Source organism: Thauera sp. SWB20 (assembly GCF_000831325.1).
Taxonomy (GTDB): Bacteria; Pseudomonadota; Gammaproteobacteria; order Burkholderiales; family Rhodocyclaceae; genus Thauera; species Thauera aminoaromatica.
Window position 1 is genome coordinate 1 of sequence record NZ_JTDM01000010.1, and the last position, 26,271, is coordinate 26,271.

The 26,271-nt window shown below is 69.6% G+C and carries 20 protein-coding genes; 8 read left to right on the forward strand and 12 right to left on the reverse strand.

Annotation, left to right across the window (positions count from 1 at the left end; translation table 11 throughout):
• Positions 1–184 precede the first annotated feature (184 nt).
• A complete protein-coding gene (locus PO78_RS01485; protein ID WP_004304669.1) occupies positions 185–637 on the reverse strand; it encodes a c-type cytochrome in 453 nt (150 codons plus the stop codon).
• A gap of 271 nt (positions 638–908) precedes the next feature.
• On the opposite strand from PO78_RS01485, the gene PO78_RS01490 reads away from it, so the two are divergent.
• Positions 909–2,531: a methyl-accepting chemotaxis protein gene (locus PO78_RS01490; protein ID WP_043741659.1), complete on the forward strand. Its 1,623-nt coding sequence runs from the start codon at positions 909–911 to the stop codon at positions 2,529–2,531.
• An 81-nt stretch (positions 2,532–2,612) separates the two neighbouring features.
• Here PO78_RS01490 and PO78_RS01495 read toward each other — a convergent pair whose 3' ends face one another.
• Positions 2,613–4,082, reverse strand: coding sequence for a DegQ family serine endoprotease (locus PO78_RS01495; protein ID WP_012584244.1), 1,470 nt, complete (start codon positions 4,080–4,082; stop codon positions 2,613–2,615).
• Between the two features lie 148 nt (positions 4,083–4,230).
• Complete coding sequence (locus PO78_RS01500) at positions 4,231–6,267, reverse strand: TonB-dependent receptor plug domain-containing protein (RefSeq protein WP_043741784.1); 2,037 nt, start codon at positions 6,265–6,267, stop codon at positions 4,231–4,233.
• 129 nt (positions 6,268–6,396) lie between these two features.
• Between PO78_RS01500 and PO78_RS01505 the strand changes: the two genes are divergently transcribed.
• On the forward strand, positions 6,397–7,353 hold the full coding sequence (locus PO78_RS01505) for a hydrogen peroxide-inducible genes activator (protein ID WP_043741661.1): 957 nt from the start codon (positions 6,397–6,399) through the stop codon (positions 7,351–7,353).
• 116 nt (positions 7,354–7,469) lie between these two features.
• On the forward strand, positions 7,470–7,940 hold the full coding sequence (locus PO78_RS01510; RefSeq protein WP_004302900.1) for a Dps family protein: 471 nt from the start codon (positions 7,470–7,472) through the stop codon (positions 7,938–7,940).
• Between the two features lie 485 nt (positions 7,941–8,425).
• Here the strand turns inward: PO78_RS01510 and ipdC are convergent, their stop codons facing one another.
• Complete coding sequence (gene ipdC, locus PO78_RS01515; protein WP_012584242.1) at positions 8,426–10,054, reverse strand: indolepyruvate/phenylpyruvate decarboxylase; 1,629 nt, start codon at positions 10,052–10,054, stop codon at positions 8,426–8,428.
• Positions 10,055–10,173: 119 nt separating this feature from the next.
• Between ipdC and PO78_RS01520 the strand changes: the two genes are divergently transcribed.
• Positions 10,174–10,695, forward strand: coding sequence for an Lrp/AsnC family transcriptional regulator (locus PO78_RS01520; RefSeq protein ID WP_004302896.1), 522 nt, complete (start codon positions 10,174–10,176; stop codon positions 10,693–10,695).
• A 277-nt stretch (positions 10,696–10,972) separates the two neighbouring features.
• Here PO78_RS01520 and PO78_RS01525 read toward each other — a convergent pair whose 3' ends face one another.
• The 4 genes from PO78_RS01525 to PO78_RS01540 form a co-directional block, all read right to left on the reverse strand.
• Positions 10,973–13,537: a DNA topoisomerase III gene (locus PO78_RS01525; RefSeq protein ID WP_043741665.1), complete on the reverse strand. Its 2,565-nt coding sequence runs from the start codon at positions 13,535–13,537 to the stop codon at positions 10,973–10,975.
• Positions 13,538–13,640: 103 nt separating this feature from the next.
• Positions 13,641–14,111, reverse strand: a complete 471-nt coding sequence (locus tag PO78_RS01530; protein ID WP_004302893.1) for a DUF494 domain-containing protein — start codon at positions 14,109–14,111, stop codon at positions 13,641–13,643.
• Between the two features lie 83 nt (positions 14,112–14,194).
• Entirely contained in the window at positions 14,195–15,358 is a 1,164-nt protein-coding gene (dprA, locus tag PO78_RS01535; RefSeq protein WP_043741670.1) for a DNA-processing protein DprA, read from the reverse strand.
• A gap of 31 nt (positions 15,359–15,389) precedes the next feature.
• Positions 15,390–16,430: a LysM peptidoglycan-binding domain-containing protein gene (locus PO78_RS01540; RefSeq protein ID WP_041589585.1), complete on the reverse strand. Its 1,041-nt coding sequence runs from the start codon at positions 16,428–16,430 to the stop codon at positions 15,390–15,392.
• Positions 16,431–16,622: 192 nt separating this feature from the next.
• Here PO78_RS01540 and def point away from each other — a divergent pair, with 192 nt between their 5' ends.
• From def to htpX, 3 genes are all read left to right on the forward strand, one after another.
• On the forward strand, positions 16,623–17,126 hold the full coding sequence (def, locus tag PO78_RS01545) for a peptide deformylase (RefSeq protein ID WP_004302887.1): 504 nt from the start codon (positions 16,623–16,625) through the stop codon (positions 17,124–17,126).
• Positions 17,126–18,088, forward strand: coding sequence for a methionyl-tRNA formyltransferase (gene fmt / locus PO78_RS01550; protein WP_012584238.1), 963 nt, complete (start codon positions 17,126–17,128; stop codon positions 18,086–18,088). The genes def and fmt overlap by 1 nt, the downstream gene beginning before the upstream one ends.
• A gap of 90 nt (positions 18,089–18,178) precedes the next feature.
• Positions 18,179–19,018, forward strand: a complete 840-nt coding sequence (htpX, locus tag PO78_RS01555; protein ID WP_004302884.1) for a zinc metalloprotease HtpX — start codon at positions 18,179–18,181, stop codon at positions 19,016–19,018.
• Positions 19,019–19,032: 14 nt separating this feature from the next.
• Here htpX and PO78_RS01560 read toward each other — a convergent pair whose 3' ends face one another.
• Positions 19,033–20,184 (reverse strand): TIR domain-containing protein, encoded by a 1,152-nt coding sequence (locus tag PO78_RS01560; RefSeq protein WP_004302882.1) that lies wholly within the window; start codon positions 20,182–20,184, stop codon positions 19,033–19,035.
• 242 nt (positions 20,185–20,426) lie between these two features.
• Between PO78_RS01560 and tpx the strand changes: the two genes are divergently transcribed.
• Complete coding sequence (gene tpx / locus PO78_RS01565; RefSeq protein ID WP_012584237.1) at positions 20,427–20,927, forward strand: thiol peroxidase; 501 nt, start codon at positions 20,427–20,429, stop codon at positions 20,925–20,927.
• 43 nt (positions 20,928–20,970) lie between these two features.
• Here tpx and PO78_RS01570 read toward each other — a convergent pair whose 3' ends face one another.
• The 3 genes from PO78_RS01570 to PO78_RS01580 form a co-directional block, all read right to left on the reverse strand.
• Positions 20,971–22,668: a DUF342 domain-containing protein gene (locus tag PO78_RS01570; protein ID WP_043741674.1), complete on the reverse strand. Its 1,698-nt coding sequence runs from the start codon at positions 22,666–22,668 to the stop codon at positions 20,971–20,973.
• Positions 22,669–22,794: 126 nt separating this feature from the next.
• Positions 22,795–24,726, reverse strand: coding sequence for a B12-binding domain-containing radical SAM protein (locus tag PO78_RS01575; RefSeq protein ID WP_012584236.1), 1,932 nt, complete (start codon positions 24,724–24,726; stop codon positions 22,795–22,797).
• A gap of 41 nt (positions 24,727–24,767) precedes the next feature.
• On the reverse strand, positions 24,768–26,267 hold the full coding sequence (locus PO78_RS01580) for an AMP nucleosidase (protein WP_043741677.1): 1,500 nt from the start codon (positions 26,265–26,267) through the stop codon (positions 24,768–24,770).
• Positions 26,268–26,271 lie beyond the last annotated feature (4 nt).

A 26,271-nucleotide genomic window follows, 5' to 3' on the forward strand; every position in this document is an offset into this window, starting at 1 on the left:
GCGCGCCGCGCCGTCGCAAAGCAACTTGACCACGGCCTCAGTCTCGTGCCGCACCTCGCGGTTCGCCAATCATTCTGCTAGAAAACACGCTCTGGAGTTCTGCCGCGCAGACTCCTAGGCGCGCATCCGTGCCAGGAACGACAAAGCCACCCGCAGGTGGCTTTGTCGTTCGATATCTGACGCCTTACTCCATCCGGTATTTGTCGTGACAGGCCTTGCAGGTGCTGCCGGTGTCGGCGAAGGCCTTCTGCACCGCGGCCTTGTCGCCGGTGGCGGCGACCTTGGCGAGGTTGGCGGCGGCGTTGTTGAAGTCGGTGGCGAGCTTGCCGACGTTCGGCATCTCCTGGAAGAACTCCGGCTTGACGCGGGTCTTGAGGTTGCCGATGTCCTTCTCGGTGCCCGGGCCGTAGAGCGCGCCCATGCCCGAGCCGGCGATGCCGGCGATCGCGGTGGCGGCGGCCTGGACCTGCTGGGGGTTGTACTCGCCCTCGAGGTTGGCCTTGATCTTGCCCATGTTCCAGCTCATGAAGCTGTAGCCGGCCTGGCGGAACTTGATCTGGTCCTCGGGCTTGACCTGGGCCGAAGCCGCGGTGGCGAGGGTAAGGGAGAGGATGCCGAGGGCGATCGCTTTTTTCATCGTGAGCCTCCTGAGTCGGGGGTTGAAGGAAGGAACAAACCTTGCGGGGAACTGCGCAGACCAGGATGCGCCGCGCCAGTTCCATCGTGTTGCATGCCGGGATCCGCCTGCCGGCACCCGACTTATAACAAATTCGGTCGATATTCCTTCGTCCGCTCGTGTTGCGGCGCGGAAGAAGTGCGCTCAAGCCGGGCCGTGCGCGGCCGTAAGGAAGGAGTAGAGGCTGCCTGTCCCCACGCCGCCGACCGTCCGCAGGACCGCGAGAACCGACATGATCCGATTTTCCGACACCCCGATATGGCTGCGTCTCACCGGCGCGATCTGGCTGATGATGGTGGCCGCGTTCGGCAGCATGATCGTCTGGGAAACCCGGGTGAACCGCGACATGGCGATCGAGCAGGCGAAGGACTTCGCCGGCACGGTCAATGAGATGACGATGGCCGGACTCACCGGCATGATGATCACCGGCACGGTGGCGCAGCGCGACGTCTTCCTCGACCAGATCAAGGAGCTCAGCGTGGTGCAGGACCTCGAGGTGATCCGCGGCGAGGCGGTGAGCCGGGTGTTCGGGGCGGGCGGTGCGCGCGACGCGGCGCGCGACGCCGACGAGCGCCTGGCCCTGGTCGAGGGCCGCGCCACGATGCGGGTCGACCACGACGCCGAGCATGGCGAGCATCTGCGCGTGGTGATTCCCTCGCTGGCCTCGCCCGCCTGGCTCGGCAAGGACTGCATCGCCTGCCATCAGGTGCCACAGGGCACGCCGCTCGGCGCGGTGTCGATGCGCATCTCGCTCGACAAGGCGAATGCCGCGGTGAATGCGTTCCGCAACCAGAGCGCGATGTTCGCCGCGCTGGTGTCGATCCCGCTGATCCTGTTCATCTACCTCTTCATCACCCGCTTCGTCACCCGTCCGCTCGACGGCCTCAACCGGGGCCTGGGGCGGATCGCCGAGGGTGGCGGCGACCTGCGCCTGCAACTGCCGGTGCGCGGCCGCGACGAGATCGGCCGCAGCGCGCGCACCTTCAACGACATGATGGGCACGCTCGGCGGGCTGGTGCGCCAGGTCGGCGACTCGGCGAGCGCGGTGACCGAGGCGGCGAGCCGGCTGGCCGCCGACGCCGAGGCGGTCGCTGCGAGCTCGCAGCGCCAGAACGAGAGCTCGGTGGGCGCGGCCGGCGCGGTGGACGAGATGGTCGGCAGCATCTCCGCGATCGCCGAGCACGCCGAGGCGGTGCGCGAGCGCTCGCACGACAGCCTGGAACGCTCGCGCGAGGGCCAGCGCAGCCTGGAGCGTCTGGTCGGCGAGGTCGGCGAGGTCGAGGCCGCGGTGCGCCAGATGGCCGACGCGGTGGTCGCCTTCGTCGACTCCACCCAGGCGATCTCGCGCATGACCAGCGAGGTGCGCGAGATCGCCGAGCAGACCAACCTGCTCGCGCTCAACGCTGCGATCGAGGCCGCGCGCGCCGGCGAGCAGGGCCGCGGCTTCGCGGTGGTGGCCGACGAGGTGCGCAAGCTGGCGGAGAAATCCGCGCGCTCGGCGGGCGAGATCGACCAGATCACCCGCGAGGTGGCCCGGCGTTCGAGCTCGGTGCGCGGCGCGCTCGACGACGGCCTCGGTCACCTCGCCTCCAGCCGGCAGATGGCCGACGCGGTGATGCAGGTGCTGACCGCGGCGAATTCGCTCGTGGTCGAGGTGGGCGAAGGCCTCGACCGCATCGCCGGCGCCACGGGTGCGCAGCGCAGTGCGAGCGAGTCGGTCACCGCGCGCATCGGCGAGATCGCCGGCATGGCGCGCAGCAACAACGACGCGCTCGCCCACACCGTGCGTTCGGCGCGCGAGCTCGGCGAACTCGCCCTGCGCCTGCAGGAATCCGTGTCGCGCTTCCGTTTCTGAGTGCGCCCAGGCGGACGTGGAAAGGGCGGGAACCGTCGCCGGTCCCGCCCTCTTGCCCGCTCGCCCTTCAGCGCGCTGCCATCACTCCAGGCGTACCGGCACGAAGATGCGTGCCTCGCCACGCTGGATCAGCAGCGCGAAGCGCTTGCCGGCGCGCTCGAGCTGGGCGCGCAGGTCTGCGACGCTGGCGACCGGCTGGTTGTTGATCGCCAGGATGACGTCGCCGCGCTGCAGGCCGGCGCGGGCCGCGGCGCCGTCGGCGCCCTCCACCACCACCCCGCCGCGCAGCTGCAGGCGGGCGGTCTCTTCCGCGGTGAGCGCACGCGCGCTCAGTCCGAACTGCTCGCCGATACGCTCCACCTGGCTGGGCGCCGGTGCGCTGCCGGCCACGGTCTCGGCCTTGAGCTCGTCCAGCGTGGCGGCGACCTCGCGGCTGCGGCCGTCGCGCCACAGCTCCAGCTTCACGCGCGTGCCCGGGCGCTTCTCGCCGATCACCCGCGGCAGCTCGGCAGAGTCGTCGATGCGGCGGCCATCGACCGCGAGCACCACGTCGCCCGCCTGCAGCCCGGCCTTGTCGGCGGCGCTGCCCGGCTCGACGCTGGCGACCAGCGCGCCGCGCGGATCGGTGAGGCCGAAGGATTGGGCGAGGTCCTTGTCGACGTTCTGGATGGCGATGCCGAGGCGGCCGCGCTGCACGCGGCCGTGGCTGACGAGCTGGTCCTTGATGTTCATCGCGACGTCGATCGGGATCGCGAACGAGATCCCCATGAAGCCGCCCGAGCGCGAGTAGATCTGCGAGTTGATGCCGATCACCTCGCCGGCGAGGTTGAACAGCGGACCGCCGGAGTTGCCCGGGTTGATCGCCACGTCGGTCTGGATGAAGGGCACGTAGGTCTCGTCGGGCAGGCGGCGCGCCTTGGCCGAGATGATGCCGGCGGTGACCGTGTTGTCGAAGCCGAAGGGCGAGCCCATCGCCACCACCCATTCGCCCACGCGGGCCTGGTCGGGGTTGCCGATCTTCACCGCGGGCAGGCCGCTGGCGTCGAGCTTGAGCAGGGCGACGTCGGTACGACGGTCGATGCCGACCACCTTGGCCTTGAACTCGCGCTTGTCGATCAGGGTGACGGTGACCTCGGAGAGCGCGGCGTCGCCATCCTCGCCGGCGACCACGTGAGCGTTGGTGAGCACGTAGCCGTCCTTGCTGACGATGAAGCCCGAGCCGATGCCCTGGCGCGCGCGCGGACCCATGCCGGGCTGGCCGGGGAAGCCCGGCATGGGCACGCCGAAGCGGCGCAGGAAGTCGTAGAAGGGGTCGTTGGCGAGCGGATTCTCGCCCGCCGTGCCCTGGGCCGCGCGCTGCACCACGCGGATATTGACCACCGCCGGGCCCACCTGCTCGACCAGGTCGCCGAAGTCGGGCAGGCCGAAGCGGTTGGGCGAGACCATCGACGGGGCGGCCGCCTGGGCGTGCGCGGCGCTCAGCGCCGAGGCTTGGGGAAAGAGGGTGCCGAGCGCGAGCGCGACGGCGGTGACGGTCAGGAGTTTGCGCATGTTGTCGGGCATCCTTGTTCGGCAACGGAAAGATTCGGCGCCGGAGTCCCGGCGGCCACCTGTCGTGGACGCGGCCTGGCGTGCGCCGTTCCCGACGAAACCTGCGTTTTCAAATCGGGTCGGGCACGGGCGCTTCAAGAGGCTGCGTTCAGAAAGTGGTTTCGAGCGCGAGCCAGGCCTGGCGGCTCACCTCGTTGGCGGGTCGGCCGGCGAACTCGGGCTGGGCCTGCAGGGGGCGATTGGCGAGTTCCTGGTGGCGGCCGAGCAGGTTGATGCCGGTCAGGCGGAGCTCCACCGCCATGTCGAACAGCCGCAGGCTGCGCGAGACGCTCCAGTCCACCGTGGTGTAGGACGGCACGGTGTAGTCGAAGCCGGGAACATAGCTGAAGCCGGCGTCGATCGGCCCCATGCGCAGCACGCTGAGCAGCGAGCGCCACGCCCCTGCACGCTGCAGCCAGCTCAGGCTGGCCGTGTAGGGGGCGACGTTGCGGCGGATGCGTGGGTCGTCGACGTCGCGGTCGATGAGGCTGTGCGCAAGGAGGAACTCGGTGCCGCGCCAGGGCTTCAGGTGGAGCTGGGTTTCGATGCCGTTCAGTTGTACGCGGCCGCTGTGGTTCTCCCAGCGCGTGCTGCCCAGCCCTCGCGAGATCGCCTCGGGGAGCTTGCCCTCGATCGGCCAGTCGGAGGGAACGGCGTTGCGCACGATCAGGTCTTCGATGCGCTCGCGGAACAGGCGGACGTCGAGCGTGCTGCGGCTGTCGCCGAAAACGCCGAGAAAGCCGATCTCGCTGGCGTCGATGCGCTGGGGGCGCAGGTCCGGATTGGGGTATTGCCGGCGCTGGACCAGCTCGCCCTTGTCGTCGGTGATCCGTATGTCGACGTTGCGCTCGAAAAGGTCCGGCTGTCGCCATGCGCGCGAGTGGCCGATGCGCCAGGTGATCCGTGGAGCGGCCTGCCAGTTCAGGAACACGCGTGGCGCGAGCCGCGCCTCGTCGCCTTGCAACTGCTCCAGCATGCCGCCCGCGTTCCACAGGAAGGCGGTGCCCGTTCGCAGCTCGAGATTGGCGAACAGGCGGTGTTCGTCCCGCGCATGGTTGCGGCGCTCGTGATACCAGAAGGGCGAGTCGTGCTCGATGCGCTTCCATTCCGCGCCCCACATCAGCCGCGTGGCCTCGTCCACGCGCTCGCGCCGCTCGATCTCCAGGTTGTGCTGGACGAAGGTGGCGCTGTTGCCGACCGTGCCGCGCAGGCGCTCGGGGAAGGCGTTCGCCAGGGTCCGGCTGTTTGCCGCGGAGTCGTAGCGCCAGAGATCGTCGCGACTCTGCCGGCTCCAGTAGGCCGACACGCGTATCGCGTCGTCCTCGGGGCCGTGCCGCCACCGCAGATGCAGGGATCGGTTGGTGTCGCGCCCTTCGCGCTGGGCCGCGATGTCGAAGATCGAGCCGGCGTATCCGAGTTCGTGGGTGCTCTCGGCGACCCCCGCGTTGAGGGCGAGTGCATCGTGTTCGCCCACCTGCAGGTCGGCGCGAAGGTTCAGGACGTCGGTGCGGCGACCGTCGTACAGATCGGCAAACCCTTCGTCTTCTTCATGATGCGCGCCGATGCGCACGCTGAGGGGCCCGCTCTGCACGGCGTGTCGCAGGCTCGCGTCGCGGATGCCGGGTGCGCCGGTGGCGAGCTTCAGCCGGGTGCCGGGATGTCGGCTGGCGTCGTCGGTGATGATGTTGACGATGCCGAGGAAGGCGTTGGACCCGTAGGCGGCCGAGTTCGAGCCGCGTACCACCTCGATGCGTTCGATGTCTCCGGGCAGGGCACGCTCGGCGCTGGCGGTGAAGGATGGCGTCAGCGACGCGCGTCCGTCGACCAGCAGCTGGATCTGCATCGGCGAGTCCATGCCGAGGCCGTGGTAGGTCACCCACTGCAGGTTGCCGCGCTCCTGGCCGACCTGGAATCCGGGCACCAGGCGCAGCACGCGCGCGAGCTCGCGGTAGCCGGTCGCGGCGATCAGGTCCGCATCGATCACGGTGACCGCGCCCGGGCTGTCCTGCAACGGCTGCGCCAGACGCGAGGCGCTGAGCACCACCGGCAGGGGCTCGAAGAAGGCATCTGCGGACGACGCTTCGACGGTGCCGGCAGCCAGCAGCGACAGCAGGGCGAGAGCGGTGGGGGGGCGGTGGAGGTGCATCGGAAGCGGGCGGCGGCGCAGAATGCGCGAGTATACCCAGTGCGCTTTCGGGGCGCGCAGCAACGATCAGTCGGGGTAACATCGGGCACCGTCGACTCCGGGTGCACGCCCTTCCATCGTGTCGAAGCCATGACCCTGACCGATCTCCGTTATCTCGTCGCGCTCGCCCACGAGCGTCATTTCGGCCGCGCCGCCGAGAAGTGCCACGTGTCGCAGCCCACGCTGTCGGTGGCGGTGAAGAAGGTCGAGGAGGAGCTCGGCATCCAGCTCTTCGAGCGCAGCGCCTCGGAGGTCAAGATCACCGAGACCGGGCGCCGGATCGTCGCCCAGGCCGAGCGGGTGCTGATGGAGGCGAGTCAGATCCAGGAGATCGCCGCCGCAGGCAAGGACCCGCTCGCCGGGCCGCTGCGTGTGGGCGTGATCTACACCATCGGACCCTACCTGCTGCCGCGGCTGATTCCGCGCGTGCATCAGCTCGCGCCCCGGATGCCGCTGATCATCCAGGAGAACTTCACCGCGCGTCTGGCCGAGGCGCTCAAGCGCGGCGAACTCGACGTGATCATCATCAGCCTGCCCTTCGACGAGGCGGGCGTGGTGGCGCAGCCCGTGTATGACGAGCCCTTCCGCGTGCTGATGCCGGCCGACCATCCGTGGAATGCGGAAAGCGAGATCGACCCCCAGCATCTCGCCGACGACCAGCTCCTGCTGCTCGGTGCCGGCAACTGCTTCCGCGACCAGGTGCTGGAGGTGTGCCCGAGCTGCCGCAACATCGGCGGGCTGCAGCGCACGCTCGAGGGCAGCTCGCTCGAGACCATCCGCCACATGGTGGCCACCGGCCTCGGCGTGACCGTGCTGCCGAGCTCGGCAGCGGACGAGATGGCGACGCAGAATCCGCTGGTCGCGGTGCGGCCTTTCACCATGCCGGAGCCCTCGCGTCGCGTCGCGCTCGCCTGGCGGGTGACCTATCCGCGCAACGGGGCGATCGACGTGCTGCGCGCGGCGATCCTCGACAGCGCCCTGCCGGGCGTGCGTCCGGTGGGCCGCGCCGTGCCGCCCGGGCAGGTGCCGTGGGTGGATTCGCGATGAGAATTCTTGATCGGATCCATCAGGGTAATCGGTTTGATCAATGCATCCCTCAGGCGCTAACATGAAGCGCAAACCCCTGCGGGCGGTGTGAAGCCTGCATACACAGGAGAACCAGCATGGAAATCGACATCGGCATCAAGGAAAAGGACCGCGCGAAGATCGCGGAGGGCCTGTCGCGTCTGCTCGCCGACAGCTACACGCTTTACCTGACCACGCACAACTTCCACTGGAACGTGACCGGGCCGATGTTCAACACCCTGCATCTGATGTTCGAGACGCAGTACAACGAACTCGCGCTCGCGGTGGACGAGATCGCCGAACGCATCCGCGCGCTCGGCTTCCCGGCGCCGGGCACCTACAAGGAATTCCAGAAGCTCACCAGCATGGCCGAGCCGGAAGGTGTGCCGAACGCGCAGGAGATGATCCGCCTGCTGGTGCAGGGTCAGGAAGCGGTTGTCAAGACCGCCCGCAGCATCGCCCCGATCGCCGACAAGGCGAGCGACGAGCCCACGCTCGACCTGCTCACCCAGCGTATGCAGGTGCACGAGAAGACGGCCTGGATGCTGCGCAGCCTGCTCGAAGGCTGATTCCCGCCGCGCTTGTGCAGCAAATGAACGGGCCCGCGGGGCCCGTTCCTGTATCTGTGGCGACTCGCGTCGCTCCTACGGACGCCTCCGAGAGCGCAGTGATTCTCGCAGGAGCGACGCAAGTCGCGATTGCGGCGCACAAAACTCGCGCTGACGCATCGGAACCGCCCGGTCGCGACTCGCGTCGCTCCTACGCACGTCTTCCAGAGCGCAGTGGTTCTCGCAGGAGCGACGCAAGTCGCGATTACAGCGCACAAGACCCGCGCTGACGCATCGGGACCGCCCGATCGCGACTCGCGTCGCTCCTACGCACGTCTTCCAGAGCGCAGTGGTTCTCGTAGGAGCGACGCAAGTCGCGATTGCGGCGCACAAGACCCGCGCTGACGCATCGGGACCGCCCGATCGCGACTCGCGTCGCTCCTACGGACGTCTCCGAGAGCGCAGTGGTTCTCGTAGGAGCGACGCGAGTCGCGATTACAGCGGACTCAGGCGGCCTTGGCGGCGTTGAGGCGCTTGACCGCGTTGACGAAGCGCGACAGCGACTCCGACAGCACGCCGCGCGGGATCATCACCTCGATGAGCTGGAAGCGTCCGCGCGTGGCGATCGCCTTGTCGAGCGCAGCCTTCAGCTGCGCGCGCGTGTGCACGCGCACGCCGTCGCCACCCAGGCCCGCGGCCATCTGCGCGAAGCCCCAGTCGTCGAGGTCGTTGAAGCCTGACTCGGGCTGGAAGGTGCGCAGCATCTCCCAGCTCGCGTTATTGAACAACAGCACGATCGGATCCCAGCCGTAGCGCCGGCAGTTGCCGAGCTCCCAGCCGGTCATCTGGAAGGCGCCGTCGCCGACCAGGATCAGCGGCCGCTGCCCGGTGGCGGCCTGCACACCGAGGCCGGCGGGCACGCCGAAGCCCATGGTGGCGTAGTAGCCGGGCGCGACCAGCGCGGTGTGCTCGATGTCCATCGCGGTGAACAGGCAGTCGCCCATGTCGGAGGCGATCGGCAGCTTGCCGTGGGCCGCCATCAGGTCGTTTACCGCGCAGGCGATGTCGGCGGGCGCGATCGTCGCTTCGTCCGCCTGCAGGCCGTGCGGAAAGGCGGGGCGGTCGACCGTGAAGTGCGCGTCGGCGTGCGGAACGCGCGCGAGAAGCCCGTCGATCAGGGCGTCGAGCGGGATGTCGGCATAGGTGTGGTAGCCCATCGTGACCCGGGCCTCGAGCGCCTGGATGGTGTGGCGCAGGTCGATGTGCTTGCCGGAGACGGCGAAGTTGGTGTCGGAGATGATCACCCCGACCAGGAACAGTCCGTCGGAATCCTCCACCAGCGCGCTCACCTCGGGCAGGCCGGCGAGCCCCATGTAGGTGCCCATCAGCGGGGCGTCCTGGTCGGCGAGCAGGCCGCGGCCCATGAAGCTGGTCACCACCGGGATGCCGAGCCGGCGCGACAGCTCTGCGACCTTGTCCTCCAGCCCGAAGCGGCGCACCTCGACGCCGGCCATCAGCACCGGGGCACGGGCCGCGCGCAGGCGTGCGAGGATCTCGTCCACACAGGCCGCGAGCGCGTCGGCATCGACCGCGCGCGGCGCCTCGCGCACTACCGGCGCGCATGGCCGGGCGACCATGTCGCGCGGGATCTCGATGTACACCGGCAGTGAATTGCGCACGCAGTTGCCGAGCACGCGCGCGATGTCGGCCGGCGCGCGTGCCGCGTCGTCGAGCCGCACCTGGTCGCAGGTGATCTCCTGGAAGATGCGCAACTGCGAGTCCAGCGTCTTGGCCTGGTGGTGCAGCAGCAGGCCGGATTGCGATTCGCCCAGCCCCGGTCCGCCCGAGATGACCACCAGCGGCGACTTCTCGGCATACGCGGCGGCGACCGCGTTGACCATGTTGAGCGCGCCGGCGCCGTAGGTGACCGCCGCCACCCCGATGCCGCCCTGGACGCGCGCGGCCGCGTCGGCGGCGAAGCCCACGCCGGGCTCGTGCGACAGCGTGTGCAGCGGCAGGATGCCGGTCTGCTCGATGATGCGGAAATACGGCAAGGCGAAGTCGCCCGGGATGCCGAAGATCTGGCGTGCGCCGTGGTCGACCAGCGCGTGCAGCAGCGATTCGGTCAGGTTCATGCTCGTCTCCTCCTTGGTCTGGTGACGGGCATTATGGTTGGCCTGCTCCGCACCGTGTGCGCATCATGCGGGTATAAACTCTGCCGATACGCACGTTCCGTGCATTCTGAGGCCGGATGATGAGCACCCTGAGCATAGACCGCCACGATCTTGCGCTTCTCGACGCACTGCAGCGCAGCGGCGACGCGACCAACGCCACGCTCGGCGAGGCGGTGCACCTGTCCGCCTCGCAGGTCAGCCGTCGTCTGCAGCGCCTGCAGGAGGCCGGGCTGATCACCGGCTACGCGGCGCTGCTCGACCCTGCCGCGCTCGGACTGGACGTGATGGCGTTCGCCCATGTGGTGCTCGAGCGCCACGGCGGCGTGCGCACCGAGGCCTTCGAGGACGGGGTCGCGGCCTTGCCGGAGGTGCTGGAGTGTTTTTCGGTGAGCGGCAATGCGGACTACGTGCTGCGCATCGTCGCGCCCGACCTCGCCGCCTTCTCCGAGCTGATGATGAAGCGCGTGCTGCGCCTGCCCGGCATCGCCAACATCAAGACCGATATCGTGCTCGGCAAGGTCAAGCAGACCCACGTGCTGCCGCTCGAGCACATCGCCCGCCCCGGCCGGCCCCGCCGCGGCGTGCGCTTCACTGTGAGCTGAAGCTTTCGCAGGAGAGACGGGCGTCGCGATGCCGCGCTTGCGCGGGCGCGCGCAAACCCGATGCGCTGCGATCGCGACTTGCGTCGCTCCTACGGAAAACCGGCACGGTGTCAGGCGGGCCTGTGGGAGAGACGCTAGTCGCGATACCGCGCGTGCGCAAATCCGCTGCGCTGCGATCGTGACTCGCGTCGCTCCTGCGGAAAACCGGCGCGGTGTCAGGAGGGCCTGTGGGAGCGACGCGAGTCGCGATGCGGCGCCAGGCGGCCGGTGCGGGGCTTCAGCTTGCCTTGCGCGCAGCGCGCTTGCGCGGCGCGGCGGGTTCGGCGTCCTCGCCTGCGGCTTCGTCGCCTTTGCCGGCGGCGGGCTTGGCGCCGGCCTTGGGTGCCTTGGCCTCGAACTCGAAGCCGACCTTGCCGTCCTTGCCGCGCACCAGGAAGGCGGAGAACTTGCGCCGGGTGCGCGCCGATACGAAGCCCTTGAGCAACTCGGTCTTGCCCTCGGTCAGCAGCCTGGCCATCTGCTCGCGCTCGATCGGCTGCTGCAGGATGACCTTGCCGGAGCGGAAGTCGCAGCTCTTGCCCGGTCCGACCGACTTCTCGCACACATAGGCCATGCCGTGCTCGAAGACGCGGCTGGCGCATTTCGGGCAGGCGCCGACCGGCTGCTGGTCGGAGAAATCCACCGCCTCGGCTTCCTCGCCTTCCTTGGGCTGGCCGAAGTCGAAGGTCGGCTGCTTGTCCTCGTTCAACACGATGTCGGCGTTGAACAGCCGCCCCATCTTGTTGCGAAAGCCGAGCAGCGGGCCGACCTTGCCCGCGCGCAGCAGGGTCTCGATCTCGTCGTACTCGAACTGGCGGCCAGCGACGATCTTCCAGGTGCTCCAGTCGCAGGCCTGGCAGGCGAACTTCTTGTAGTTCTCCTTCACCACGCCGCCGCACTTGGGGCACGGCGTCTGCAGGGTGACGAACTCGCCCGGCACGGTGTCGGATTCATAGCGCTTGGCGCGCTCGACGACCTCGCGCGTCATCTCGGCGATCTCGTTCATGAAGGCTTCACGGCTGAGCTTGCCGTGCTCCATCTGCGCGAGCTTGTATTCCCAGCCGCCGGTGAGCTCGGGCGAGGTCAGCGCGGTGACGCCCAGGCCCTTGAGCAGCGTGATCAGCGAGAAGGCCTTGGCGCTCGGGATGAGTTCGCGGCCCTCGCGGTGGATGTACTGCTCGCTGATCAGGCCTTCGATGATCTGCGCGCGCGTGGCCGGGGTGCCGAGGCCGCGCTCGGCCATCGCCGCGCGCAGCTCTTCGTCGTCCACCATCTTGCCCGCGCCTTCCATGGCCGACAGCAGCGTGGCTTCGTTGAAGCGCGCCGGCGGCTTGGTCTGCAGCGACTTGACCACGATGTCCTCGGTGGACACCGTCTCGCCCTGCTTCACCGCGACCAGTTGCGGGGCGCCGCCTTCCTTGGATTCCTTCTCGTCGGTGGCAGCTTCCTTGCCGTACACCGTCAGCCAGCCCGGATTGACCAGCACCTTGCCCTCGGTCTTGAAGGCCTCGCCCTCGACGCGGGTGACGCGGGTGGTGATCTGGTACTCGGCCGCGGGGTAGAACACCGCCAGGAAGCGCTTGGTGACCAGGTCGTAGATCTTGTGCTCGGCGTCCGACAGGCTCTTCGGCAGCGCCCCGGTGGGGATGATGGCGAAGTGGTCGGAGATCTTGGCGTTGTTGAAGATGCGCTTGTTCGGCCGTACCCAGCCCTGCCTGGTGATCTCGTTGGCGAAGGGCGCGTACTGGTCGGGCAGCGTGCGCATGACCTCGCCCACGGTGGCGAGATAGTCCTCGGGCAGCGCGCGCGCGTCGGTACGCGGGTAGGTCAGCACCTTGTGCTTTTCGTACAGCGCCTGCGCCAGTTGCAGGGTCACGCGGGCGGAGAAGCCGAAGCGGCCGTTGGCCTCGCGCTGCAGGCTGGTGAGGTCGAAGAGCAGCGGCGACAGCTGGGTGGAGGGCTTGGCCTCCTCGCTGACCACGCCCGGCTTGCCCGCGCACTTGGCGCGGATGGCCTCGGCCTGGGCCTTGTCCCACAGGCGGAAGGCGGTGGCGTGCTCGTCGCCTTCCGGGCGCTTGAACTTCTCGTCGAACCAGCGACCGGGGTATTCGCCGGCGGCACAGCCGAAGCGCGCCTCGAGTTCCCAATAGTCGCGCGATTTGAACTTGCGGATGCGGTCCTCGCGCTCGACCACCATCGCCAGCGTCGGCGTCTGCACGCGGCCCACGGTGGTGAGGTGGAAGCCGCCGGTCTTGGAGTTGAACGCGGTCATCGCGCGCGTGCCGTTGATGCCGATCAGCCAGTCGGATTCGGCGCGGCAGATCGCGGCGTTGCGCAGGCCTTCGACGTCCTGCGCGGCGCGCAGGTGGGCGAAGCCGTCGCGGATCGCCTGCGCCGTCATCGACTGCAGCCACAGGCGCTGCATCGGCTTCTTCGTGCCGGCGTGCTGGGCGATGAAGTTGAAGATCAGCTCGCCTTCGCGGCCCGCGTCGCAGGCGTTGATGAGGCCGGTGACGTCCTTGCGCTTGATGAGTCGGGTGAGCAGCTTGAGGCGGTCCTCGGTCTTCTCGATCGGCTTGACCGCGAAGTGGGGCGGGATCACCGGCAGATGGGCGAAGGTCCATTTGCCGCGCTTGACCTCGAATTCCTCAGGCAGGGTGAGCTCGAGCAGGTGGCCGACGGCCGACGACAATACATATTCGTCGGACTCGAAGTAGTCCTTCTCCTTGGTGAAGCCGCCCAGCGCACGGGCGATGTCCTGCGCGACGGAAGGCTTTTCCGCGATGATCAGTTGCTTGCTCATGCTCGACGGTCAACGAGGGTCGCGCCGCGAGGGCGCGTGGGTTCGGAAGCGGCGGATGATAAGGACGGCCCGCCGGAACAGGCAAGCCGAGCGGGTGGACCGGTCAGTGCACCGTGGGTTCGTAGGCCCAGTCGTCTTCCTCGGTCAGCAACTCGTCCACCATCAGGGTGTCGATCGGCTCTTCCTGCTGCCACAGCACCATCAGCACGATGACCTTGAGCCGGTTGAGCGTGATGGTGAAGTCGGCCAGCGCCATCGCGCGTTCGATGATCAGCTCGCGGTGGGCGGTGCCGAGCACGCCAGCGCTCTCGAGCAGGCTCAGGAAGCCGCGGCAGCGACCGTCGAGCAGGGCCTGCTCTTCCTCGGTATAGATGCGCACCGACCCGGCCTGCGGTGCGGTGCCGGGGTGGATGTCGCGGGCGACGCGGCGCAGGCCGGCGAGCCACTCCAGCGCTTCGGAGATGTCGTCCTGCTCGAAGCCCGCCGCGGACAGCTTGCGGTTGAGCAGCTCCCCTTCCGGGCAGGCGTCGGCGTGGATGTAGCTCTCGAAGAGGTATACGAGGATGTCGAACAAGGCGGCCTCTCGTGGATCGGCAGGTGAGACGGAAGGGCCGGGCCCCCGCTGGGGCATGGGGACGGCGGCTCGCGGCCGCTCTTTCAGGTGATGCGCTGGAAGCGTCCGCCGGGCAGCTTGGCAAGGCGCCCTTCCAGTTCGAGTGGCAGCAGGATGGCGTAGAGGGCATCGACCGTCAAGCCGCAGCGTGCGGCGATCGTGTCGAGGTCCACCGGATCGTGGCCGATCGCCTCGAGCACGCGTGTGCGCTCGCCATCGAGCGCGATCGCGGCCTGGCGAGGGGGTGCGGCCGGGACGGCGGGTACCGCGCCGCGACTCCGGCGGTCCTTTACCGATGCGGCGACCGGCGCTGGCCAGCCGAGGCGGCCGCGCAGTTCCTCGACGACGTCCTCCGCCGTCTCGACCAGCTTCGCGCCGTCGCGGATCAGGCGATGGCAGCCGCGCGACAGCGGCGAGTGGATCGAGCCGGGGATCGCGAACACCTCGCGGCCGGTCTCGGTGGCGAGGCGCGCAGTGATCAGCGAGCCGCTGCCGAGCGCCGCCTCGACCACCAGTACGCCCTCGGCCAGTCCGGCGATCAGGCGGTTGCGGCGCGGGAAGTTGTGCTGCAGAGGCGGCGTGCCGAGGGGAAACTCGCTGACCACCGCGCCGGCAGCGGCGATCTCGCGCGCGAGCGCGGCGTTGCGCGCCGGGTAGATGCGGTCGATGCCGGTGCCGATCACCGCCACCGTTCCGGCCCCTGTGCTGCCGGCGGCGAGCGCGCCGCGGTGTGCCGCGGCGTCGATGCCGAGCGCCAGTCCGCTGACGACGACGAGGCCTTGCTGGGCGAGCGTGCGCGCGAAGGCCTCGGCGTTGGCTTCGCCGGCCGCGGTCGCCGAGCGTGCGCCGACCAGCGCGATGCCCGGGCGCGATAGCAGCGCGGGTTCGCCCTTGACGTAGAGCAGCACCGGGGGATCGGCGATGTCGAAGAGTTGGCGCGGGTAGTCGGCGTCGGCCAGGGTCAGGACGCGGTTGCCGGCCTCGCTCGCCCATGCGAGCGTGCGCTCGATGTCTTCGTGTGCCGGCACGGCGAGCACGGCGTCCGCCGCCTGACCGCCCACCACCGCGGCGAGCGCGCCGCGTCCGGCGGCGAAGATGTGGCCGGGCAGGCCGAAGGCGGCGAGCAGGGCGCGCTGGCCCTGCGTGCCGACGCCCGGGATGCAGGCGAGGCGCAGCCAGTCGGCGAGGTCGTCGGCAGGCGCGGTCACGATCGGGCGGCTGCGGCTTGCCGGTGCCGGATCAGGGCTTGCGGAGGGTGTCGCCGATGGTGACCGGACCGTCGGACTCCATCACCAGCGCGTACGAGACGCGCTCGAAGACGCGGAACACGAAGGCCACGCCGTAGCGCTTTTCCGGCAGGCGGAAGCTTTCCTTGCCGTCCTCGCCGCGGTACTCGGCGACACCGCGGTTGCGATGGAGCGCGAGCACGTGGCCGCGTTCGAGGCCGTCCTGCTCGCCGACGTTGAGCGCGACCACGTTGAGGCGGCCGGTCTCGCTGACCCCACGATAGATGGAGAGGATCCTGCCCTCGACCTCGAAGTCCGGTGCATGCGGGGCGTAGGAAAACACGCTCGGCGGCTCGCTCGGCATCATCAGGTCGCCGGTGCCGATCTCCTCGACCGCGGAGACGATCTCCAGCGTCGTCGGTTCGCCGCGCTCGGTGACGCGGGCGGTGCCGAGATAGGCGGCTTCCCAGGCGATCGCCTCGCGCGTCTGCGGGTCTTCGAGCGCGCGCGCGGGGCGATAGATGTGCCAGATGTCCGCGTCGTCGCCGATATTTTTGGCGAAGACGGTGTCGCCGGTGCCGGTCAGCACGCGGCTGGTCTCGGTGGCGACGATGGTGGCCGAGCCGTCGAGGCGGGGCTGGTCGACCACCAGCGGACGGTTCAGGAAGGGCTCGATGATCTGCAGCGGAATGCTCGGCAGGGCCTCGGCGATCGGCTCGCTATGGACCTTCGGCTGCAGGCGGCCGTCGCGGGTGCCGCCATCGCCGACGCGCCGGCCCACGCTGAGCCATGGCCCGCTGCGGTCGAGCAGGACGACCTGGCCAGGATAGATGAGATGCGGGTTGCGGATTTCGTCGCGGTTCAGGCGCCAGACCTCGGGCCAGCGCCAAGGCTCCTGCAGGAAGCGCCCGGAGATGCCCCACAAGGTGTCGCCGCGCACCACGGTGTAGCTGTCGGGGGCGTCGGGGGCGAGGCGCACGTTCGACTGCGCGTGCGCGGCAGGGCCCAGCAGGCTCGCGAAGGCGACGAGCAGAGGGAATATAATTCGCATCATTGGACGCATCCGATCGGGACCTCGCGTGCCGGGTTCGACCCGGAACGCTGGCTATGCGCCGGGGTCGAAGCAACGAACCGCGCAGTGCGCGCGTGCTGCATACCGGTCGCGGATATTCCGGCTAAATACATGCCGAAGCGTGTGAAAACGCTTGAAATTCTGCACTCAAAGGCTTAACCCAGCAAGGTATTCATGGCTCTCCTACCCATTCTCCGCTACCCCGATCCCCGCCTCCACACGGTCGCCGCGCCGGTCGGCCGGGTCGACGACGAAATCCGCAGGCTGATCGCAGACATGGCCGAGACCATGTACGAAGCGCCCGGCATCGGGCTGGCCGCCACCCAGGTCGATGTGCACAAGCGCATCGTCGTCATCGACGTGTCCGAGGACAAGTCCGGCCTGATGGCGCTGATCAACCCCGAGATCCTGGAGCGTTCGGGCGAACAGGTGTGCGAGGAAGGTTGCCTGTCCGTACCCGGAATCTACGAGAAGGTGTCGCGCGCCGAGCGTGTGAAAGTTCGCGCCTTGAACGAAAAGGGTGAATCCTTCGAGTTCGAGGCCGACGGCCTGCTCGCGGTATGCGTGCAGCACGAGATCGACCACCTCGACGGCAAGGTCTTCGTCGAATACCTGTCGCAGCTCAAGCTCGGCCGCATCAAGTCCAAGCTGGCCAAGAAGGCCCGCATCACCGCGTGATGGCCGCCACCGCATCCGGGGCCGGCGGCCTGCGCGTCGCCTTCGCCGGTACCCCCGAATTCGCCGCGCAGGCGCTCGACGCCATCCTGAAGGCCGCTTACGCGGTCCCGCTCGTGTTGACCCAGCCCGACCGCCCCGCCGGTCGCGGCATGAAGCTCAGCCCGAGCGCGGTCAAGCAGCTCGCGCTCGCCCACGGCATCGAGGTCGACCAGCCCGAGAAGCTGCGCACCGAAGAGCAGCGTGCCCGCCTCGTCGCCTGCGCGCCCGACGTGCTGGTGGTCGCCGCCTACGGCCTCATCCTGCCGCCCGCGGTGCTGGCGCTGCCGCGCCTGGGCTGCATCAACATCCACGCCTCGCTGCTGCCGCGCTGGCGTGGTGCGGCGCCCATCCATCGTGCGATCGAGGCCGGCGACGCCGAGACCGGCATCACCATCATGCAGATGGACGAGGGCCTGGACACCGGCCCGATGCTGCTGCGGCGCGCGCTGCCGATCGCCGCGGACGACACCACCGCCAGCCTGCACGACCGCCTCGCCGCGCTCGGCGGCGCATGCATCGTCGAGGCGCTCGCCGCGCTCGCCGCCGGCGCGCTGGTCGCGACGCCGCAGCCGGCGGAGGGCGTCACCTACGCAGCCAAGATCGGCCGCGCCGAGGCCGACATCGACTGGAGCCGGCCGGCGGCGGAGATCGAGCGCGCCATGCGTGCCTTCGACCCCTTCCCGGGGGCCGTGTCCAGCCTGCGCGACACCGCGGTCAAGTGCTGGAAGGCACGGGTCGTGGCCGGCGAGGGCGAGCCGGGCCGGGTGCTCGCGGTCGATGCGGACGGCATCGTCGTGGCCTGCGGGCGCGACGCGCTGCGTTGCACGGTGTTACAGCGCCCGGGCAGCAAGCGCCTGCCCGCGGGGGAATTCCTGCGCGGTTTCCCGGTCTCTGTGGGCGAACGCTTCGCGTCTGCGACGTGAGCGCGCGGCGCGTCCGTGGCGGCCTTGAAGGCGGTCGCGGACGCCCCAAGCTACACTGACGAATCAATCTCTCGCAGGAAGGATCCCGCAATGTTCGGAAACTGGATCAAGACCTCCATCCTGATGGCCGGCATCGTCGCCCTGTTCGGGGCGATGGGCGCGGCCATCGGCGGCCAGCAGGGCATGCTGATCGCGCTCGTGATGGGTGGCGCGATGAACGTCTGGGCCTACTGGTTCTCGGACAAGATGGTGCTGAAGATGTACAAGGCGCGCGAGGTCGATGCCGCCTCCTCGCCCTACCTGTACAACATGGTGGCGGAGCTCGCCCGCCGTGCCGAGCTGCCGATGCCGAAGGTGTACATCATCGACGAGGCCCAGCCCAATGCCTTCGCCACCGGCCGCAACCCCGACAACGCCGCGGTGGCGGCGACTACCGGCATCATCCGCATGCTCTCCGAGCGCGAGCTGCGCGGGGTGATGGCGCACGAACTGGCACACGTGAAGAACCGCGACATCCTGATCTCGACCATCTCGGCCACCATCGCGGGCGCGATCTCGATGCTGGCCAACTTCGGCATGTTCTTCGGCGGCCGCGAGGGCGAGGAGCGTCCCAACCCCATCGTCTCGATCGCGATGATGATCCTCGCCCCGCTCGCCGGCATGCTGATCCAGATGGCGATCAGCCGCACCCGCGAGTTCGGCGCCGACCGCGGTGGCGCGGAGATCTCCGGCGATCCCGCCGCGCTCGCCGCCGCGCTCGCCAAGATCGACGCCTACGCGCGCGGCATCCCGATGCACACAGCCGAGCGCCACCCGGAGACCGCGCAGATGATGATCATGAACCCGCTCTCCGGCGGCGGCCTGCGCGGGCTGTTCTCGACGCACCCCTCCACCCAGGAGCGCATCGCGCGCCTGCAGACCATGCGCTGAGGCCTGCCCGACGCTCAGTCCGACGCGAAGGCGCTGCGGATCAGGGCGAGCAGCTCGCCCGGCCGCACCGCCTCGCCGAAGGCACCGGCGCGCAGCAGGCATTCGCGCCGCGCCGCGCGACGCGAGGGATCGAACTCGGCGTGATAGAAGATGACCGGCGGTCGCCGCGGGCGTGCGGCGAGCATGCGTAGCAGCTCGAGTCCGGCGCTCGATGCGGTGGCGGCCGGTTCGGCTCGGTCCCAATCCGACAGTATCAGGTCGAAACCTTCCTCGTCCGCGTCGAGGCAGGCGATCGCTTCCCCGGTGCTGCGCACGTTCACCACCTCGACCTGCAGTTTCGCCAGCGCGGCCAGCTCATGGCGGTTGTTTTCCGGGCGGTCGTCCACCCAGAGCACGCGCTTCTGCGCGGGCATGTCGATCAGCGCCTCGGCCAGGCCCTCCGCCTCGCCGCTGCCGATGCCCTGCACGCCCTTGATGCGCGCCGCGAGGGCGAGCTCGTTTGCGAACGCGGCGATGGTGCGCTCGAGCAGGGCGTCGGTGCGGGCGTCCCGGGTCGCGGCCATCCTGGGCGCCGGACGCGCCATTTCGAGCGTGCGGACAGGCTCTTCCGGAAGCGGCACGCTTGCGACCGCCGTACCGAAACCGCTCGCGCGCGGTACGGACGGCGCCTCCGGCGGGGCTGCCGGCGGGGCTGCCGGGGGCGGTGCGCTCGCCCAGCGCTGGCGGATGGCCTCGACCGCGCGCCGGATGCCCTTGGCGACGTCGGTCCAGGCCTCGTCGCGGTTGGGCCACGAGGTCACCGGGCGCAGGTCGGTGGGCAAGCCCTGCAGGTGGGCGAAGGGCGCGTCCTCGAGATCGACCGCGCGCAGCAGCACCGGGATCACGCTGGCGTCGCCGCGCCGGGCGCGTTCGATCGCGGTGGCGAGCTCCTTGCCCCAGATATAGTCGGAGTTGAGGAAGTCCATGCTCACCAGCAGCAGGATCAGGTCTGCCATGGCGAGCTGCTCGTCGATCGCCTTGTCCCACTCCTGCCCGGGGACGATGCCGCGATCGTGCCAGGGACGGATCACGCCCTTGCGCCGCAGCAGCGCGAGGTGGCCGTCGAGCTCGTCGCGCAGCTTTTCGTCCTCGTGCGCGTAGCTGTAGAAGAGATCCACCGGTTCCATCACGATGCTCCATCGGGTTGCCGCCTGATCTTCACCATAGATCAGGCCGGCTCCGTCTGCGTGGTGTCGGGACCCCCGCCTCGCCCGAGCCCTTCCCGGCCCGCTTCCACGGCGCACTTCGGTGCGGAGCCTCCGCGCGCGGACCAGAACGCCTGCATGCATCGGCTTGGTGTAGGCTAGCGGTCCCACCAGCCGGCGACGCAGGCACGTGCCGGCGCAACCCTCACCTGAAGGAGATCGACATGAGCAAAGTCACCCTTGGCGGCAACCCGATCGACGTGGCGGGCCGTTTCCCGCAGGCCGGCGAGGCGGCGCCCGTCTTCAGGCTCACCGGCGCCGATCTCGCCGACGTGGGCCTCGAGGCCTTCGCCGGCAAGCGCAAGGTGCTGAACATCGTCCCCAGCCTGGACACCCCGGTGTGCGCCACCTCGACCCGCAAGTTCAACGCCGAGGCCGCCGGCCTCGCGGATACCGTGGTGCTGGTCGTGTCCGCCGACCTGCCCTTCGCCGCCAAGCGCTTCTGCGAGACCGAAGGCCTGAAGAACGTGCATACGCTGTCGACCTTCCGCAACCCGAAGTTCGCGCAGGACTACGGCGTCGCGATCACCTCCGGCCCGCTCGCCGGCGTCACCGCGCGCGCGGTCGTGGTCGTCGATGGCAACGACAAGGTGGTGTATTCGCAGCTCGTGCCCGAGATCAAGGAAGAGCCCGACTACGCCGCCGCGCTCGCCGCGCTGAAGTAAGCCGCCGTGCCGCGGGCGTCGCCGCCGGGCGCGGTGGCGACGCTCAGCGCCGGGACGAGCCCTGGCTGGCCGCCGCCGGGCGCTGCGGCTCGTCGAAGCGGCTGTCGTCCTCGAGCGGGAACACGCCCAGCCCCTGGGTGGCCAGTCGCACCGTGGTCGGCCCGCGGTCCTGCGACAGCTTGAACAGCTGCTCGCCCATGCGCACGATGCAGCCCTCGAACATCTCGCGCTCCGCATTCACCCGTGCCTCGCGGGTGAGCGCGAGGCGGTGCTGCAGATCCTCCTCCTCGCTGCGCAAGCTCTCGATCTCGCCCGACAGCGCGCTCGCCGTCTGCTCGGCACGTCCCAGCATCTCGGGTGTCACGCGATCGGGATGGCGGTCGGCGAAGGTGAGCATCTTGCCGATCTCGAGCAAGCGGTTCTCGAGTGCGTCGCGCGCCTCGGCCTTCTCCTGGATGGCGTGTTCCAGCCCGTTGTCCATGCCGATCTCGAGCTCGGTGCGGATGCGGCTGTTCGCGCCGATCGTGCGCGCGTGGATGGACAGGCTGGCGCGGCAATGGCCGCCGACGATCTGGCCGCGCAGGCGCTTGCCTACGCGGATGTGGTTGCGTGCCTCGAGCTGGCACTGCATGGCGACGTCGTCGATGAAGATCGAGTCGCCCGCGCTGATGCGCGCCTGCTGCGCGTAGGTGGCGCAGAAGCTGTCCTCGCAGCGGATCGCGTGCGCGCTGTAATCCTTGCCGGCGGTCTTGCCGCCCAGCCCGCCGAGCACGCCGCCCTTGACCACGATGCTGCCGCCGGCCTCCAGCGTGGCCGGCTCGACCACGCCGCCGACCTCGATGTCGCCGCTGGCGCGCACCGTCATCCCGGCCTGCACATCGTTGCGGATGCGCACGCTGCCGTCGAAGTCGATGTTGCCGGTGGCGAGGTTGACCGCATCCACGGTGAAGATCGGCTCCACCATCGCGCCGTTGCGCACCCGCACCGGCTGGCCGTCGCAGGCAGCCACGAGCAGCTCGGGGTCCTCGGGCGAGATCGCGGTGCCGCGCAGGCCGGGGGCGAAGCGCTGCTCGCGACCGCGCCGCGCCACGATCGGCCGGCCGTACACATTGACGCCGTCGACTCCGGGCTGCGGGGGATGGCGGCGCATCAGCGCATCGCCGGCGTGGACGACGAGGATCTCGCCGAGGTCGCGGTAGTCGGTGCGGCCGCAGGGGCGCACGCTGGGTACGCGCTCGCGCGTCTCCGGCAGCAGGTACTCGAGCCAGCCGTCCTTGCCCGGTTCCGGTTCCCGGCCGCGCGCGATGGCGAGGTCGTCGGCCTGACCGTCGGCGATGGCGCGGTTCATCTCCTCCAGCAGCAGGCCCTCGACGATGCCGCGCGATTCGATCAGGGCGAGCAGTTCGGTCTTGCTCGCCGGCTTGCCACCCTTGGCCGGCACGATGCTCAGGCGTGCGACCAGTCCGTCCAGCGAGACTCCGATCTGCATCGACGCATCCACGCACTGCGCGATCTCGACCGGCGCCACCGCCTCGCCGGCGTTGTACTGGGCGATCAGGCGGCGGATCGGGTCGGGGCGGATCTGCAGGTCGGCGTAGCCCGCGGCTTCGAGCCGTCGGCGCAGCCACAAGGCGTCGATGCGCGGAAAATGCGGGTCATGGGCGATGCTCACGCTCAGGACGCGCGTGAGTTCGTCGAACGACACCTCCAGTTCCGGGCCTTCCGTGGGCTGCTTGTCCATGTTTCCAGTGCGATCCGATCAGCAAGGTCCGCGTGCGCGGTCGGGGGATTGTAGCCGCGCGCATATTGTTGGTGCCAATGGGGCGAACCTGATTCGACGCCCGCGGCCGTGTCGCCCGTGCAATGCTCAGGCGCCCAGTGCGCGGGCGATGAAGTGCCTGGCCACGCGCGGGCGCGGCACCTTGTCCTCGAACCAGGCGCGCACGTCGGTGTCCAGGCCGATGCCGTGCATGTAGTTGTATAGCGCCTTGTTGAGCGCCTTGCCGAGGCGGTCGTGGTCCACCCCGGTGGGGTCGATGAAGCCGACGTCGTTCTTCGCGAACGTGATCTCGGGCAGCGCCACCAGGGTGACGCCGAACTCCTCCGGGTTCCTGCCCACCGGAGAATGCACGGTGCATGCGAAACGATGGAAGAAGCCCGACTGGATGCAGCCGGCTTCGAAGAGCTGGCGCACGTATTCGAGCGCGTCGACGGTGTCGTGCACCGTCTGGGTGGGGAAGCCGTACATCAGGTAGGCGTGCACCAGCACCCCGGCCGCGGTGAAGGCGTGGGTGACGCGCGCGACCTGCTCGACCGAAACGCCCTTCTTCATCAGCTGCAGCAGGCGGTCGGAGGCCACCTCCAGCCCGCCCGAGACCGCGATGCAGCCGCTGTCGGCGAGCAGCTGGCAGAGCTCGGGGCTGAAGGATTTCTCGAAGCGGATGTTGCCCCACCACGAGATCGCCAAGCCGCGCCGCAGCAGCTCCTCGGCGAGCGCACGCAAGGCCTTGGGCGGCGCGGCCTCGTCGACGAAGTGGAAGCCGGTCTGGCCGGTCTCGGCGATGATCGCCTCGATGCGGTCGACCAGCAGGCCGGCGGCGGCGCCGTCGTAGCGGCCGATGTAGTCGAGGCTGACGTCGCAGAAGCTGCACTTCTTCCAGTAGCAGCCGTGGGCCACGGTGAGCTTGTTCCAGCGCCCGTCCGACCACAGGCGGTGCATCGGGTTGAGCATGTCGAGCACCGACAGGTAGCCGTCCAGCGGCAGGCCGTCCCAGGTCGGGGTGCCGACCTCGGCGAAGGGCACGTCGGGCTCGGCGAGGTTGATGTAGCGCACCTGGCCCGTATCCGCATCGCGCACGAAGGTCCGCACCAGCCGGGATCTGCCGCGCCGGCCCTGCAGGTGCTCGAGCAGCGCGAGCAGCGGGCGCTCGCCGTCGTCGAGCGTGACGTAGTCGAAATGGTCGAACACCCGTGGCTCGGCGAGCTCGCGCAGCTCGGTATTGACGAAGCCGCCGCCGAGCACGGTGACGATCTCCGGATGCGCGGCCTTGATCGCCTGCGCGATGCGGAAGGCGCCGTACACCGAGCCCGGGAAGGGGGTGGAGACCAGCACCACCTGCGGCGAGTGGCGGGAGAGGGCTTCGAGGGTCAGGTCTTTCAAATACGCGTCGACCAGCGTCGGTGCGGCGGCAAGCGCGGCGGCGAGCGGCTCGAAGGTGGGCTGGCTCATCGCCAGCGTCTCGGCGTAGCGCACGAACTCGAAGCGCGCATCCACCGCGTCGCGCAGGATGTCGGCGAGCTCGTTGAGGTACAGCGTCGCCAGGTGGCGCGCGCGGTCGGCGAGGCCGAGGGCGCCGAAGGCCCAGGCGAGCGGGTCGCCGCCCTCGGGGTCGTCCGGGTCGACGTAGGCGTCCACCGCATCGAAGCGCGGCCCCTCGGGCAGGAAGGTCCGGCTGGCGATGCGGTGCGCGATGGTCGGGTCGCGACCCTGCAGGAAGGCGATGGTGGGGTCGACGGTGTAGCGGTAGCGCGCGAAGTGGTCGAGAAAGCCCTGTACCAGCGGCGTGCGCCGCTTCTTCGGCAGCGCCTCGGCGCGGGCGCGGATGTCGTCCAGCCCGGCGGGCGAGAGCAGGCGCAGCACCAGCTTCAGCGCCAGGTCTTCCTGCACCGCATCCACCCCGCGCGAGCGCAGGAAGCCGGTGAGGTAGGCGGTGGACGGGTAGGGCGTGTTGAGCTGCGTCATCGGCGGGATGACGGAGAGCACGCGGATCGGGTGGGCGGAGGGCGGCGCGGCGGACATGGCGGATGTTGCGGGCGAAGGGCGCGAGGATGCCGCAGCCGCTACTGGAACGCCACCTCGGCGAAGCTGCGCAGCTTGCGGCTGTGCAGGCGGTCGACGCCTTGTTCGCGCAACTGCTCGAGCGCGCGGATGCCGATGCGCAGGTGCTGGTCCACCCGCTCGCGGTAGAACTTGTCGGCCATGCCGGGCAGCTTGATCTCGCCGTGCAGCGGCTTGTCGCTGACGCACAGCAGGGTGCCGTAGGGCACGCGGAAGCGGAAGCCGTTGGCGGCGATGGTGGCGGATTCCATGTCGAGCGCCACCGCGCGGCTCTGGCTGAAGCGGCGCTCCGGGCTGCTCGACATGCCGTGCGAGGGCAGCAGCTCCCAGTTGCGGTTGTCGGTGCTGGCGACGGTGCCGGTGCGCATCAGGCGCTTGAGCTCGTAGCCGGACAGCTGCGTGACCTCGGCCACGGCGGCCTCGAGCGCGACCTGCACCTCGGCGAGCGGCGGGATCGGCACCCAGGGCGGGAGCTCCTCGTCGAGCACGTGGTCCTCGCGCACGTAGCCGTGGGCGAGCACGTAGTCGCCCAGATGCTGGCTGTTGCGCAGCCCGGCGCAGTGGCCGAGCATGATCCAGGCGTGCGGGCGCAGCACCGCGATGTGGTCGGTGATGGTCTTGGCGTTGGCCGGGCCGACGCCGATATTCACCATCGTGATGCCGGCGTGGTCGCCGCGCACCAGGTGGTAGGCCGGCATCTGCGGCAGGCGCGGCGGCGGGGTGCCATCGGCGTCCTCGGCCTGCGGCGCGAGGTCGCTGCGGCGGGTGACCACGTTGCCCGGCTCGACGAAGGCCTCGTAGCCGTGGCCGGAGGCGGTGTCGGCCATGAGCTCGTGGCCGAGGCGGATGAACTCGTCGATGTAGAACTGGTAGTTGGTGAACAGCACGAAGTTCTGGAAGAAGGCCGGCCGCGTGCCGGTGTAGTGGCGCAGCCGGTGCAGCGAGTAATCCACCCGCGGCGCGGTGAACAGCGCGAGCGGATGCGGTTCGCCGGGGCCGGGCTCGAAGGTGCCGTTGGCGATGCCGTCGTCCATGGCGCCCAAGTCGGGCAGGTCGAAGTGATCGCGCAGCAGGCGGCGGCGCTCGGGGCCGAGGTGGCCTTCCAGGTAGTCGTGCTCGGGCAGGGCGAAATGCACCGGGATGGGCTGCGTGCTGCTGCCCACCTGCAAGGCCACGCCGTGGTTCTGCACCAGCAGGCGGAATTGCTCCAGGTAGTAGTCGGCGAACAGGTCGGGCCGGGTCAGCGTGGTCTCGAACACGCCCGGCCCGGCGACGAAGCCGTAGGACAGCCGCGAATCGGCGCGCGCCACGGTGTCGGTGCGCACGCGCAGCAGCGGATAGCAGGCGCGCACGTGGCGGCCGATGTCGGCGCCGTCGACGTAGTGCTGCAGGCCGCGGCGCAGGTGCTCGACCGCGAGGTCGTAGATCTCGTGCGCCCGGGCCAGCGCCGCGGCCGGATCGGCGAAGTCCTCGACGTCGAAGTGGGGGGCGTGGCCGTTCATCGTT